Source organism: Tritonibacter horizontis (genome assembly GCF_001518015.1).
In the GTDB taxonomy this organism is placed as follows: Bacteria; Pseudomonadota; Alphaproteobacteria; order Rhodobacterales; family Rhodobacteraceae; genus Epibacterium; species Epibacterium horizontis.
The window spans coordinates 13,467-26,749 of sequence record NZ_LPUY01000092.1 but is presented as its reverse complement, the minus strand read 5'-3'; the positions used below and the strand labels follow the sequence as shown (position 1 = coordinate 26,749).

Annotated in this window: 12 protein-coding genes; 9 read left to right on the top strand and 3 right to left on the bottom strand. The window is 59.9% G+C overall.

Annotation, left to right across the window (positions count from 1 at the left end; translation table 11 throughout):
* The first annotated feature begins 163 nt into the window (after positions 1 to 163).
* The 8 genes from TRIHO_RS17585 to TRIHO_RS17550 all read left to right on the top strand — a co-directional run bounded on the left by TRIHO_RS17585 (position 164) and on the right by TRIHO_RS17550 (position 8,543).
* Positions 164 to 1,399 carry an ABC transporter substrate-binding protein gene (locus tag TRIHO_RS17585; RefSeq protein WP_068246729.1) on the top strand — a complete coding sequence of 412 codons (1,236 nt, stop codon included), beginning with the start codon at positions 164 to 166 and terminating at the stop codon, positions 1,397 to 1,399.
* Positions 1,400 to 1,493: 94 nt separating this feature from the next.
* Positions 1,494 to 2,384, top strand: a complete 891-nt coding sequence (locus tag TRIHO_RS17580; protein WP_068246726.1) for a carbohydrate ABC transporter permease — start codon at positions 1,494 to 1,496, stop codon at positions 2,382 to 2,384.
* Positions 2,377 to 3,279, top strand: coding sequence for a carbohydrate ABC transporter permease (locus tag TRIHO_RS17575; RefSeq protein WP_232367821.1), 903 nt, complete (start codon positions 2,377 to 2,379; stop codon positions 3,277 to 3,279). Before TRIHO_RS17580 ends, TRIHO_RS17575 begins: the two co-directional genes overlap by 8 nt.
* 11 nt (positions 3,280 to 3,290) lie before the next feature.
* Complete coding sequence (locus tag TRIHO_RS17570; RefSeq protein ID WP_068246721.1) at positions 3,291 to 4,382, top strand: ABC transporter ATP-binding protein; 1,092 nt, start codon at positions 3,291 to 3,293, stop codon at positions 4,380 to 4,382.
* A 39-nt stretch (positions 4,383 to 4,421) separates the two neighbouring features.
* A complete protein-coding gene (locus tag TRIHO_RS17565) occupies positions 4,422 to 5,171 on the top strand; it encodes a sugar phosphate isomerase/epimerase family protein (protein WP_068246720.1) in 750 nt (249 codons plus the stop codon).
* An 11-nt stretch (positions 5,172 to 5,182) separates the two neighbouring features.
* Positions 5,183 to 6,304, top strand: a complete 1,122-nt coding sequence (locus TRIHO_RS17560) for a Gfo/Idh/MocA family protein (protein ID WP_068246716.1) — start codon at positions 5,183 to 5,185, stop codon at positions 6,302 to 6,304.
* A gap of 89 nt (positions 6,305 to 6,393) precedes the next feature.
* Complete coding sequence (locus TRIHO_RS17555) at positions 6,394 to 7,449, top strand: sugar phosphate isomerase/epimerase family protein (RefSeq protein WP_068246769.1); 1,056 nt, start codon at positions 6,394 to 6,396, stop codon at positions 7,447 to 7,449.
* Positions 7,446 to 8,543 carry a Gfo/Idh/MocA family protein gene (locus TRIHO_RS17550; RefSeq protein ID WP_082705184.1) on the top strand — a complete coding sequence of 366 codons (1,098 nt, stop codon included), beginning with the start codon at positions 7,446 to 7,448 and terminating at the stop codon, positions 8,541 to 8,543. Before TRIHO_RS17555 ends, TRIHO_RS17550 begins: the two co-directional genes overlap by 4 nt.
* 193 nt (positions 8,544 to 8,736) lie before the next feature.
* Here TRIHO_RS17550 and TRIHO_RS17545 read toward each other — a convergent pair whose 3' ends face one another.
* Entirely contained in the window at positions 8,737 to 9,378 is a 642-nt protein-coding gene (locus TRIHO_RS17545) for a hypothetical protein (RefSeq protein ID WP_068246711.1), read from the bottom strand.
* A 438-nt stretch (positions 9,379 to 9,816) separates the two neighbouring features.
* Between TRIHO_RS17545 and TRIHO_RS17540 the strand changes: the two genes are divergently transcribed.
* On the top strand, positions 9,817 to 10,455 hold the full coding sequence (locus tag TRIHO_RS17540) for a TetR/AcrR family transcriptional regulator (protein ID WP_068246708.1): 639 nt from the start codon (positions 9,817 to 9,819) through the stop codon (positions 10,453 to 10,455).
* 14 nt (positions 10,456 to 10,469) lie between these two features.
* On the opposite strand, the gene TRIHO_RS17535 is transcribed toward TRIHO_RS17540, so the two are convergent.
* Positions 10,470 to 12,137 carry an amidohydrolase gene (locus TRIHO_RS17535; protein ID WP_068246704.1) on the bottom strand — a complete coding sequence of 556 codons (1,668 nt, stop codon included), beginning with the start codon at positions 12,135 to 12,137 and terminating at the stop codon, positions 10,470 to 10,472.
* Between the two features lie 75 nt (positions 12,138 to 12,212).
* Positions 12,213 to 13,238 carry an ABC transporter substrate-binding protein gene (locus TRIHO_RS17530; RefSeq protein ID WP_068246701.1) on the bottom strand — a complete coding sequence of 342 codons (1,026 nt, stop codon included), beginning with the start codon at positions 13,236 to 13,238 and terminating at the stop codon, positions 12,213 to 12,215.
* Positions 13,239 to 13,283 lie beyond the last annotated feature (45 nt).

Here is a 13,283-nt window from a genome sequence, read left to right as displayed (position 1 = left end):
AAAACCAGAAGAAACGAGGAAAGGCAAATGTAAACGTTTACGAGAAAGAAGAACTTTGTTTAACTGCCGATGTAAACGTTTTCAGAGGCGGCCTGTGCAAAGAAAACAAGCCGTGGACGAAAGGAGGGACCCAGTAGGAGGGGTCCACAAGGGAGGAAGATAAATGACGAAACTACAAACGATACTGACCGCGACCAGTGCCATGTGCTGCGTGACAGCTGCCCATGCCACCGAGCTGGAAGTCACCCATTGGTGGACATCCGGCGGCGAGGCGGCCGCGGTGTCAGAGCTGGCCAAGGCTTTTGACGGAAAGACCGAGCACACCTGGAAAGACGGTGCCATCGCAGGCAGCGGCAATACCGCCCGCCCCGTGATGATTTCGCGCATTACCGGCGGTGACCCGATGGCCGCGACCCAGTTCAACCATGGTCGGCAGGCGGAGGAGCTGGTGGAGGCAGGTCTGATGCGTGACCTGACCGAGATCGCCGAGGCAGAAGGCTGGAAAGACATCGTCAACCCACCGTCGCTGCTGGACGCCTGTACGCTGGATGGCAAAATTTATTGCGCACCGGTCAACATTCACTCCTGGCAGTGGCTGTGGCTGTCCGATGCCGCCTATAAAACCGCAGGCGTGCCTGTGCCCACCAACTGGAGCGAATTTGTTGCGGCGGCCCCGGCCCTCACCGAAGCAGGTCTCGTCCCCCTGGCCATGGGCCAACAGGGCTGGCAGCAAAAAGGCGCCTTTGACGTGATGATGATCGCGCTGTTGCCGAGCGACGTTTACCTCAAGGTTTATGACGAAAAAGACGCCGAAGCGGCAGCAGGCCCCGACGTGGCCAAGATCTTCCAGGCGGCCGATCAGGCCCGTGCCATGGCTGCCAACTCCAACGTGCAAGACTGGAACCAGGCAACCAACATGCTGATCACCGGCAAGGCTGGCGGTCAGATCATGGGCGATTGGGCGCAGGGTGAATTCGCGGTCGCGGGCCAGGTCGCAGGCAAGGATTACCACTGTCTTCCCGGACTTGGTGAAAAGAACGTGCTGACCACCGGCGGGGATGCCTTCTACTTCCCTGTTCTGGACGATGCCGACAAAACAGCGGCCCAGGGCGAATTGGCGGCGCTGATGCTGTCTCCCGAAGTTCAGGTTGCCTTCAACCTGAAAAAAGGCTCGCTGCCGGTGCGTGGCGACGTCGACCTGTCGGCGGCCAATGATTGCATGAAAAAGGGTCTTGAGGTGTTGAACAACGCCGAAACCCTGCCCGGTGGTGATCAGCTGATCACGCAGGACACCACCCGGCAGATCGAAGATCTGATGGTCGAGTTCTTTGCAGATACCTCGCTGACGGCAGAGGCCGCTCAGGAGCGGTTTGCGGAGATCATCGCGGACGCCGAATGATCTGACCTCCCTGCCCGGCCTGCTGCGCTGACCCTATTCAGACAGCGGGCCGGGTTTTTCTGAAATCTTGCATGTAACGAACGGGAGGCGCCTGATGGCTGCTTCACGACCCAATAGGCTGTTTCGGAATCTCTCCGCCAAGATCGCGGCAATTCCGATGATCCTGACAGCCCTTGTCGTCTTCGTCGGCGGAACCGTCTGGACCGTCGCCTATAGCTTCACCAGCTCAAAAATGTTGCCGAAATGGAAGTTCGTCGGCCTGGATCAATACGAGCGTCTCTGGGAAACGCGGCGCTGGATGGTCTCGATCGAAAACCTGATGATCTATGGCATCTGTATGCTGATCTTCAGTTTCGTGATCGGCTTTATCCTCGCGGCGCTGATGGATCAGAAGATCCGGTTTGAAAGCACCTTCCGCACCATCATCCTGTATCCTTATGCGCTGAGTTTCATCGTCACCGGCCTGGTTTGGCAATGGGTGCTGAACCCGGAGTTCGGGGTGCAACACATTCTGCGCAGCCTCGGCTGGGAGAGCTTTAATTTCGATCCGCTCTACAACGCCGACATCGCCATTTTCGGGGTGCTGATCGCAGGCCTGTGGCAGGGCACCGGGCTGATCATGGTCTTGATGCTTGCCGGGCTGCGCGGGATCGACCAGGAGATCTGGAAAGCCACCCGAGTGGACGGCATTCCGGCCTGGAAAACCTATATCTTCATCGTGATCCCGATGATGCGCCCGGTTTTCATTACCACCCTGGTGTTGGTCGCAGCAGCGATCGTCAAAGTCTACGACCTCATCGTGGCACAGACCGGCGGCGGGCCCGGCATCGCGACCGAGATGCCTGCAAAATACGTCTACGATTACATGTTCGGTGGCCAGAACCTCGGCCAGGGCTTCGCGGCCTCAACAATGATGTTGCTGGCGGTTCTGATCGTCGTGGTCCCTTGGGCCTATATGGAATTCGGGAGCAAGAAACGTGGCTGATGTGACCTCGACCCTCGTCGGCCCACGCGGGCCCAAACCGCGTAAAATTCTGACACGAAACAATATTATGATCTACGGCACGCTGATCATCGTTTCGCTGTATTACCTGCTGCCGCTCTGGGTGATGGTGATGACCTCGCTCAAGGGGATGCCCGAGATCCGCATGGGCAATATCTTTGCGCCACCGCTGGAGATCACCTTTGAACCCTGGGTCAAGGCCTGGTCCGAAGCCTGCACCGGGCTGAATTGCGACGGGCTGTCGCGCGGGTTCTGGAACTCGGTGCGGATCACGGTGCCGTCGGTGATTGTGTCCATCGCGATTGCCAGCGTGAACGGCTATGCGCTCGCCAACTGGCGGTTTCGTGGCGCGGACACGTTTTTTACCATCCTGATCTTTGGCGCCTTCATCCCCTATCAGGTGATGCTCTATCCGATTGTGATCCTGCTGCGGGAAATGGGTCTTTATGGCTCCCTCACCGGGCTGATCATGGTCCATTCCATCTTTGGGATGCCAATCCTGACGCTGCTGTTCCGGAACTACTTCAGCTCTCTGCCCGAAGAATTGTTCAAGGCAGCCCGCGTTGATGGCGCCGGGTTCTGGCGCATCTACTTTCAGATCATGTTGCCGATGTCGCTGCCGATTTTCGTCGTCGCCATGATCCTGCAGGTCACTGGCATCTGGAACGACTTCCTGTTCGGCGTGATCTACACCAAGCCCGACCTCTATCCGATGACGGTACAGCTCAACAATATCGTCAATTCGGTGCAGGGCGTCAAAGAATACAATGTGAACATGGCCGCCACGCTGCTGACCGGACTGGTGCCGCTGTTCATCTATTTTGTTTCCGGAAAACTCTTCGTGCGGGGCATTGCCGCCGGCGCGGTCAAAGGCTGAGGACAATGCAAATGGACCCGAGTATCTCAATCAAGGACCTCAACCTCAGCTTTGGCGCGGTAGAGGTCATCAATGACCTGAATCTGGATGTCGGACAGGGGGAGTTTCTGGTGCTTCTTGGCTCCTCCGGCTGTGGCAAATCCACCTTGCTGAACTGCATTGCCGGGCTGCTGGATGTCTCTGATGGCCAGATCTTTATCCAGGGCAAGAATGTCACCTGGGAAGAGCCTTCAAAACGCGGGATCGGCATGGTGTTCCAGAGCTATGCGCTCTACCCGCAGATGACGGTAGAGGGGAACCTCAGCTTTGGCCTCAAGAATGCCGGTTTTTCCAAGGCAGAAGTGGCCGAACGTGTCGCCAACGCCGCCCGCATCCTGCAAATCGAACCGCTGCTGAAGCGTAAGCCGGCCGCCCTGTCCGGTGGACAGCGTCAACGGGTCGCCATCGGGCGCGCCCTGGTGCGGGATGTCGATGTGTTTCTATTCGACGAGCCGCTTTCAAACCTCGATGCCAAATTGCGGACCGACCTGCGGGCCGAAATCAAGGAGCTGCATCAGACCCTCCACAACACCATGATCTATGTCACCCATGACCAGATCGAAGCAATGACGCTGGCCGACCGCATCGCGATCATGCGCGGCGGGCAGATTTTGCAACTCGACTCGCCCAAGGAAATCTACAACCGGCCAAACTGCAAATATGTGGCCGATTTCATCGGGTCGCCCTCGATGAACTTCCTCGACGGCGCCATCTCGCTAGAGGCCGACGGAACCCCGACCTTCACCTGTGGCAGCGGCACCTTCTCGTTAGAGGGTTATGTTTTCGACGACGCGCCAGCGGCCGGAGGCGCCTGGTTGGGCATTCGTCCCGAACATATCGCCTCTGGCGAGGCAGCCGCGAGCCGCGCCATTCAGTTGCAGTCCAAGGTCCGACTGGTCGAACCTCTGGGGTCGGACACTTTGGTGCGGGTCATGGTCGGCGAGCAGAGTTTCTGGGTCCGCATGGATGGCCGGACCGACATCACCGAAGGGGATCCGCTGCCGATTGGCTTCAATCCCGTGCGCTGCAACCTCTTTGACACAAAAACCGAAATCCGCCTCTGAGCGGCGTTACGTTCCATATCTAACAACAGGATCACACCGATGGATGTTTCTTTTCAACTGTATTCCGCCCGTGAACATACCTCCTGGGCAGACACATTCGCGCTCTTGGCCAAACTGGGCTACACGCAGGTCGAAGGCTTCGGCGGCGTCTACCAGAATGTCGAAGAAACCCGCGACCTGATGGCGGCCAATGGGTTGACGATGCCGTCCGGGCATTTCTTTCCGATCAGCCAGTTCGAAGACAATTTTGACACCACAATTGCGACGGCAAAAACGCTGGGGATCAAGAAACTGTTCTGCCCCGCGCCCGAAGACGACCTGCGCAACGGTGGCGACCTGGCGGCCTGGGTCGATCTGGGCCAGCGGCTGGAAACGGCAGCCAAACGGGTACAGGACGCGGGCCTGAGCTTTGGCTGGCACAATCACCACTGGGAATTCATAGCCCTGCCCGACGGTGAAATCCCGATGCAGGTGATCCTGGACACGGCCCCCTCGATCGAGTGGGAAATGGACGTGGCCTGGGTGGTGCGCGGCGGCGCCGACCCGATGAGCTGGATCGACAGCTACAAGGATCGCATCACCGCTGCCCACGTCAAGGACATCGCCACCGAAGGGGAGTGCGAGGACGAGGACGGCTGGGCAGATGTCGGCCACGGCACCATGGATTGGGCCAGCTTGACCACGGCTCTGCGCGGCGCCGGCGTGTCGCTCTTTGTGATGGAGCATGACAAGCCCTCTGACACGCCCCGCTTTGCCGAGCGTTCCATCGCAACATTCAAAACCTTTTAACGAGGCCAATCATGACTAAACCACTTGGTATCGGCGTCATCGGCTGCGGCAATATCTCTGCCGCATACATGCGTCTTGCTCCGATGTTTTCGGGGATTGAAATGCGCGCTTGTGCGGATCTGAACGCCGAGGCCGCCCATGCGCGCGCCAGCGAATTCGGCCTGCGCGCAGACACCATCGACGGGCTGCTGGCGGCAGATGATATCGACATCGTCGTCAACCTGACAATTCCGGCGGCCCACTTTAAGGTGTCGCGCCAGATCCTCGAAGCGGGCAAGCATGTCTATTCGGAAAAACCATTTGTCCTGAGCCGCGAAGAAGGCGAAGAACTCGCCCGCCTGGCCGCGGCCAAATCGCTCCGCGTCGGCTCCGCCCCGGATACCTTCCTTGGCGGTGCGCATCAGTTGGCCCGCGAGCTGGTCGACACCGGCGCGATCGGTGATGTCACCTCCGGCACCTGTTTCGTTCAGAGCCCCGGCATGGAGATGTGGCACCCGAATCCTGACTTTTTCTTCCAGCCCGGTGGTGGGCCTATCCTCGACCTTGGTCCCTACTATCTGTCGAACCTTGTGCAGCTTCTGGGGCCGGTAAAACGCGTCTGTGCCATGTCGTCCTCCGCCCAGGAATACCGCACTATTACCTCACAGCCCCGCGCTGGTGAGAAGATCAAGGTCGAGACACCGACCACGATCCATGCGGTGATGCAGTTCCAGTCCGGCGCGCAGGTCACATATTGCGCCAGTTGGGACGTCTGGCAGCACGGACATTCCAACATGGAACTTTACGGCACCAAGGGCACCCTGCATGTGCCCGATCCGAACTTTTTCGGTGGCGAAGTGCGCATGACCCAGAAAAGCAGCTTTGCCAATGGCTTGCCCGCTTGGGATCACCCCTTCAGCCAATCCAACGAGGACGGGCGGGCAAATTACCGCGCCGCGGGGCTGGCAGATATGGCGCAGGCCATCCTTGAAGACAGGCCCCATCGCTGCGCCCTTGAATTTGCCCTGCACGTGGTTGATGTGATGACCTCTATTCTGGCCTCTGGCGACAGCGGCGAGTTTGTCGAGATCAAAACCAGTTGTGACCGCCCGGCCGCCCTTGGCATTGCCGACGCCCAGGCCCTGCTCGCCTGACCTTTTCCGCCTGCGATGGTCTCGCAGGCGGAGATGCCGACATGAGAAACGGCCTGCGCGTTCGCGTGGCGCTGGAAATGGAGAACACTATGACCGCACCAATCAAGGGGCCCGCCCTGTTTCTGGCCCAATTTGCCGGCGACAGCGCCCCGTTCAATTCGCTCGACTCGATCTGTAAATGGGCCGCCGGGCTCGGCTACAAGGGCGTGCAGATCCCGACCTTCGACGCCAGACTCTTTGATCTTGATAAGGCTGCCGAGAGCCAGACCTATTGCGACGAGATCAAAGGCATCTGTACGGAAGCCGGGGTCGAGATTACGGAACTGTCGACCCATCTGCAGGGCCAGCTGGTTGCCGTCAATCCCGCCTATGATCTGTCCTTTGACGCCTTCGCGCCAGATGCCGTAAAGGGCAACCCGGCCGCGCGTCAGGCCTGGGCGGTGGATCAGGTGAAAAAGGCCGCCAATGCCTCCCAGAAACTGGGCCTGTCGCATACGGTCAGCTTCACCGGTTCGCTGGCTTTCCCCTATCTCTACCCCTGGCCCCAGCGGCCTGCCGGTCTGATCGAAGAAGCCTTTGCCGAACTGGCCCGGCGGTGGCGTCCGATTCTGGACCACTACAAGGATCTGGGCCAGGACATCGGCTATGAAATCCATCCCGGCGAGGATGTTTTTGACGGGGCAACCTGGGAAATGTTCCTCGATGCGCTGGACGGGCACGAGGCGGCGATGATCAACTATGACCCCAGCCATTTCCTGTTGCAGCAAATGGATTACCTCGCTTTCATCGACCTCTATCACGACCGCATCAACGCGTTTCACGTCAAGGATGCGGAGTTCAACCCGGACGGGCGCCAAGGCGTCTACTCCGGGTATCAGTCCTGGACCAACCGCGCCGGTCGGTTCCGCTCGCTCGGAGATGGTCAGGTCGATTTCGGAGCCATCTTTTCCAAGCTGACCCAATATGGCTATGACAGCTGGGCCGTTCTGGAATGGGAATGCTGCATCAAATCGCCCGAACAAGGGGCCGCCGAAGGGGCACCGTTCATCGCGCAACATCTGATCGATGTGACCGGCAAGGCGTTTGACGATTTCGCCGGTTCCGAACGGGATGACGCGACACTCAAGAGGATGCTGGGACTATGAAACGCTTGAAACTCGGAATGGTCGGCGGCGGCCAAGGCGCCTTTATCGGTGGTGTCCACCGGATCGCGGCACGGCTGGACGGAAAATGGGAGCTGGTCGCCGGGGCATTGTCGTCCGACCCGGACCGCGCGGCGGCTTCGGCGGCAGACCTCGGCATTCCGGCAGATCGTAGCTATACCTCCTTTGCCGAGATGGCGCAGGCCGAAGCCGCGCGGGAGGACGGGATCGATGCCGTGGCCATCGTGACCCCGAACCACCTTCATGCGGCCCCCGCGATTGCCTTTCTAGACGCAGGCATTCACGTGATCTGCGACAAACCGCTGGCCGCGACCCAGGAGCAGGCGCAAGAGCTGGCAGCCGCCGCGCGCCGCTCCGATGCGCGTTTCATCCTGACGCATAACTATACCGGCTACCCGCTCATCCGGCTGGCCCGCAAAATGGTCGCGCGGGGCGATCTGGGCGCGATCCGGGTCATTCAGGCGGAGTATGCGCAGGACTGGCTGGCAGAAGACACGCAGAACAAACAGGCCGACTGGCGCACGGATCCCACCCGCGCGGGGGCTGGTGCAATCGGTGACATCGGCACCCATGCGTTCAACCTGCTGTCTTTCGTCACCGGCTTGCAAACCGAAGCACTATCGGCGGAGCTACACAGCTTTGTCGAGGGGCGGGCCGTCGACGACAACGCGCATATTCTGCTGCGCCTTGAAGACGGCGCGCGCGGGATGATCTGGGCCAGCCAGGTCGCGGTCGGCAACGAAAACGGTCTGCGGCTGCGCGTTTACGGCGCCAAGGGCGGTTTGGAATGGTCGCAGGAGAACCCCAATCAGATGTGGTTCACCCGGTTCGGAAACGCGCCGCAGCTTTTGACACGGGGTCAGGGAGAGGCCACCGAAGGCACACGGATCCCGCCCGGCCATCCGGAGGGCTATCTGGAGGGTTTTGCAACGCTCTATTCCGAGGCTGCAGACCTGATTTCGGGCGCGAGTGAGACCGCGCCTTTGCCGGGGCTGGACGACGGGCTGGACGGGATGTGGTTCATCTCATCCTGCCTAGAAAGCAGCCGCGACGCAGGGCGTTGGGTCAAGAAATAGCGATCATTCCGGGATCGCCCGCCCTGACCTGCCACAACAAACGGATCGCCCCGTTTGCCTTGGTAACAGGGGCTGCCGCTATGACCGCAGACAGACCGGTCGGCGTTTGGCTGACGGTGACAGGCCACCACTCAGCTCTGCCATGGACAGGATCCATGGCAGAGCACCACATGCCGTAGGATGATCGAGGCGATCAGTTGTTGTCGTCAGTGGCCTCAGGGGCGACCGGGGCGGGTTCACCGGCACCTTCGGGCGCGGGCTCTGCGTCCATGGTGCTGCTGTCCTCCACGGCACCGTCATCCATCGTGTCACCCTCTGTCGGCGCGGTTTCAAGCGTTGCGCCCGCAGCGGGTTCATCGGAGACTTCCGGCTCCATCAGCTGCGACAGTTTCGTTTCTTCCGGCAGCGACTCCGCCCCGGATTCATCGAATTCAGGCTGCACCTTCAGGGTTTCCTTGTCGGTATCGAGCGTGAAGGACATGCCCTTTTCACCGATCTCAAAATCGGTCAGCGGCAAGGCCACGGTGTATTCGCCCAACCCCAGGAACCCCCCGATACCGATCACACCCTTGGCCGCGTCAGCGTCCTGAATGATGTAGTCGATCTCGCCGATCTTGTCGCCTGCCGGATCATAGACGACCCAACCGAGCGCATCACCGACGGTCATATCGCGAATATCCGTAAAGGTCGGAATTGTCGTGGCTTCGACACCGGCTTGCATATCGGTGCCAGTCTGCATGTCGGCACCCGTGCCGGTTGTGTCGGTTTGGGCGACGGCTGCGCCGGTCAAAAGGGCTGTGACGGCGACTGTCTTCAGAAGAGTATTGAGTACCATCTTTTTTCTCCTTACGCGTTTTGCGTTTTGCTATGAGAAAGAAGTAGGGGCGCAATCTGTGCACACCATGCTGGCAAACCAGCGAAAATCGTTGCCCGGCGACCATTGGCCCATCCTTCCGGGCGGTTTGGGCGGTATCCGGCCCGCGTTTCAGACCGCCGGAACAACATGCAGATCACCGCAGTTCTATGGAGTCATGTCGCAGCGTCCAGGCGCACGAACCTGTGGCAACACCCTTGGTCAAACCTCCGCTCCCGCCTCTGTCGAAGGCAGCAAACGTGGTCCGCTCTGCCATTTTCGCGGGCGTCGGCATCGCAGATGTGGCGTCGGATTGTCAGCAGACAAAAAGCGGCGAGCTGTTTTTGGCCTGCAACTTGACCTATCATAGCAGAGACCTTACCCCGCCAAGGTGTTTCACCAGAGAGAGCCGTTTCTGCCATGCCCCAAAGCGCCCGCGCCAATGCCAAACCCGGCCTGCGGGCACGCCAGCAGGCGCAGCGCAAACAGCAGATCCTTGGTGCGGCAAAGTCCCTTTTTACCACCAAGGGCTTTGACGAAACCTCTGTCGCTGAAATCGCCGCAGAGGTGGAGGTATCGGTCCCGACTGTCTTCAACCACTACGGCTCAAAGGTCGAATTGTTGCTGGCAGTGATCCTGACCGGACACGAAAAGGTCACGCGCCGCGCCCAGAAAGCGCGCGTCACCTGGGAGGGGGACGTGTTTGGCGGGGTCGCCGAAATCCTTGATGTCATCTCGGATATCTCCGATGACATCCTGTCGAAACAAGCCTGGCGTCATGCCGAAGCAACGAACATCCAAAATCCCGGCTCGCCCTTTGTGCTGGCCTATCAGGAAATTGACCTGCGCAACGCTGCCGAGATCGAGACCTTTCTGAACGAAGCGCTACCGCCGCGGTTGCGCAATCCGCAAACCGCCGCGACCATGGCACGGTTCATCTACAACGCCTGGCTACAAAGGTTCATCGCCTTCATTCGCGATGAAGAGCAGAGTTTGCAGAGCTTTCGCACGTGCTACAGGCAGGATGTGCGCGCTTTTCTGGACTTGGTCCTGACCTGAGGTCGCGCGCGGTCCTATGCCTCCCAGGTGATGCGACCGCCACAGAGGGTGACGGCGGCACGAGCCTGATCGAGCAGGTTTGGATCCATCGTTTCCAGATTGTGATCCATCACCACCACATCTGCCATCATGCCCGGCTTCAGCTGCCCCTTGCGGCTTTCGTTGAATTCCACCCAGGCATTCCCCGCGGTGTAGCTTTCCAGCGTGTCCATCAGGCTCTGCGCTTGATCCGGCCAGGGGGCGCCAAGCTGGGTCGGTGCCACGGCCGCTTTGATCGTTGGCATCACGTCGACGGGGATCACCGGCCAATCGGTCGAAAAGATCACCCGCGCGCCGCTGCTGCGGATATCGGACCAGGCATAGGACAGCGGGATCTGATGGTCATGCAACATCACCCCGACGCCTTCGGGCGGGAAGTAGCCGCCAAAGGGCGCATGCCCCGGCTGGATCGAGGCCACCACGCCCAGCGCCTTGAAGCGGGGCAAATCGTCGGGATGCAGCACTTCGATATGTTCGATCCGGTGGCGGCTGTCGCGCACCCCATTCGCCTGCTGGGCGGCTTCATAACCATCCAGGGTTCGGCGCACCGCGAGGTCACCAATGGCGTGCGTGGCGATCTGCAGCCCCATCGCGTCGGCGGTGATGCAGGCCTGATTGAAATGTTCCGCCTCAAAGACGGCATCACCGATGTGATCGGTGCCGGGGTATGGTTCCAACATCAGTGCAGTGCCGCTTTCCACGACGCCGTCCATGAACATTTTCACACGGTTGCACCAGACCATATCGCTGTTGAAACGCCGGCGCATCTCCTCGGCCTCTGCGAAGCGCGCGAGAGGATCGGTATTCTTGTAATGGAAGGGGACCTCAGTGCGACACAGCAAGGTGCCTTCTGCTTCCATTTCCGACAGAAGCTCCAGTTGGTAGAAGTTTCCGTCCATATTGTGCAGGCTGGTAATCCCGTGACTGGCGCAGTGTTTCAGCCCATCGGCAATCGCGGCCTTGTCGCGCGCCCGCTCCGCAAGCGATGCCGATGGAACCGGATCGGCCCCGGTGACCAGCCCCATCATGTCGCGGCCGGCATGGCGCGTCAGCCGCAGGACCGGGGCATAGGCTGAGGGTTCCTGCAACTCGCCGGTTGCGGTTCCATCCGCGCCCATAACGACCTGGGCGCCCGCGTCGACCTCGGCGCCGTGCAACAAACCGGTCGCCTCCAGTGCGGCAGTATTGGCCCAGACCGTATGGTGATCCGGCGCATACATCGCAAAGGGGCGATCAGGCAGGACGCGGTCCAGCGCCTGTCGCGTGGTCTTCTTGCCGGCCCCGAGGATCGCGTAGTCGGCCTGAACCGCAAAAACAATTTGATCGTCGGGATGTTTGTCCGCCCAGGCGCGGACGACCTCAGTCAGCTGCGTCTCCCCCCGGACCTTCGCCAGATCCAGGCAGGACAATTCGACCGAACCACCAAACAAATGCACGTGGCTGTCGATGAACCCTGGCAGAACAGTGCCGCCCGCCGCGTCAATCACCCGGGTTGCGGCGCCGACGAGCTCGCGGATTTCGGCTGTCGTACCAACGGCAACGATCTGCCCGTTTCCGATCGCCAGCGCATCGGCAAAGGGGCGATCCGGGTCAAAGGTAATCAGGCGGCCGTTCAGGATTACGGTGTCGGGCGCAGTCGGCATGTCGGGGGCTCCGTCAGTCTGAAAAGGACCGCGCCGAGCGGGCGCGATCCTGGCTGTCATGCGATGGGGACAGGGTTACTTGGTCACTTCTGTCCAGATCATCGAATAGATCCGCTGCACATCCGGGGGGCAACTCTTGGCAAGGTAACCCGCATCCTGAAGCGCGGCGGGGATGACCACCTCGGGCGCCGAAGCCATGACTTCGTCCATAAAGGGTTCTGACCCTGTGATGCCGTTTGCGTAGCGGGCAAAGTTCGACAGCAGCGCGGCATTCTCCGGCGCCATGATGTAGTTCAGGAACAGTTTGGCATTTTCCACGTTCTGGGCATCTTCGAGGATGGCGGCATTGTCCATCCAGATCGAGAATCCGGTTTGCGGATAGCCAAAGGCGATATCGTCATTCTGCAAACGGGCCCGGAAGGAGGCCCCGTTCCAGTTGACCCCGGCCGCGAGGTCGCCCTTGGCGTAGGCTTCGATATTGCCATAGGACATCGAAAGCCAGTTCGCCTTCGCCTCAACCAGCTTGTCCCGGACCTTCTCCAGGACCTCTTTGTCCGAAGTACATTGTTCGCCGCCCATGTAGTGAATGGCCATGCCCAGCACATCGAGCATTTCAGGCACCACGTTGATCTTGCCTTTAAGCTCTTCCGGCGGATCCAGGATCAGCGCAGCGGAGTTGATGTCGCCGCCGTAGACGGCCGTATTGACGGTGACACCGACGGTGCCCCATTGCCATGGCACCGTGTAGTCCCGGCCCGGATCGAATTCCACATCGACCCAGCGCGGGTCCATATTCTTGAAGTTTTCCATCTGGTTGGGCATTGATTTCATCAACAAGCCTTCGCCGATGAAGATCGGAACATAGGTTCCGGAGGGCACCACGATGTCAAAGCCATGCCCGCCGGCCTTGATCTTGGCCAGCGCGGTGTCATTGCTGTCGTAATCGGTGATCGTGACATCAATGTCGAACTCCTGTTCGAACTTTTCGATCAGCTCTGGGCTGGTGTAATTGCCCCAGTTGTAGATATTGAGCGTGCCTTCGGCCAGGGCTGCGGTGGCCGAGACAGCCGTCAACGCCGAGGCTGCAATCAGGTGTTTCATGGGTCTTCCCTCCTGTCGGATATTGGGTTCAAGTCATGAGGCCGG

Coding starts and splice junctions, on each gene's coding strand:
- TRIHO_RS17585 (WP_068246729.1), top strand. CDS start 164: ATGACGAAACTACAAACGATACTGACCGCGACCAGTGCCATGTGCTGC.
- TRIHO_RS17580 (WP_068246726.1), top strand. CDS start 1,494: ATGGCTGCTTCACGACCCAATAGGCTGTTTCGGAATCTCTCCGCCAAG.
- TRIHO_RS17570 (WP_068246721.1), top strand. CDS start 3,291: ATGGACCCGAGTATCTCAATCAAGGACCTCAACCTCAGCTTTGGCGCG.
- TRIHO_RS17565 (WP_068246720.1), top strand. CDS start 4,422: ATGGATGTTTCTTTTCAACTGTATTCCGCCCGTGAACATACCTCCTGG.
- TRIHO_RS17560 (WP_068246716.1), top strand. CDS start 5,183: ATGACTAAACCACTTGGTATCGGCGTCATCGGCTGCGGCAATATCTCT.
- TRIHO_RS17555 (WP_068246769.1), top strand. CDS start 6,394: ATGACCGCACCAATCAAGGGGCCCGCCCTGTTTCTGGCCCAATTTGCC.
- TRIHO_RS17550 (WP_082705184.1), top strand. CDS start 7,446: ATGAAACGCTTGAAACTCGGAATGGTCGGCGGCGGCCAAGGCGCCTTT.
- TRIHO_RS17545 (WP_068246711.1), bottom strand. CDS start 9,378: ATGGTACTCAATACTCTTCTGAAGACAGTCGCCGTCACAGCCCTTTTG.
- TRIHO_RS17540 (WP_068246708.1), top strand. CDS start 9,817: ATGCCCCAAAGCGCCCGCGCCAATGCCAAACCCGGCCTGCGGGCACGC.
- TRIHO_RS17535 (WP_068246704.1), bottom strand. CDS start 12,137: ATGCCGACTGCGCCCGACACCGTAATCCTGAACGGCCGCCTGATTACC.
- TRIHO_RS17530 (WP_068246701.1), bottom strand. CDS start 13,238: ATGAAACACCTGATTGCAGCCTCGGCGTTGACGGCTGTCTCGGCCACC.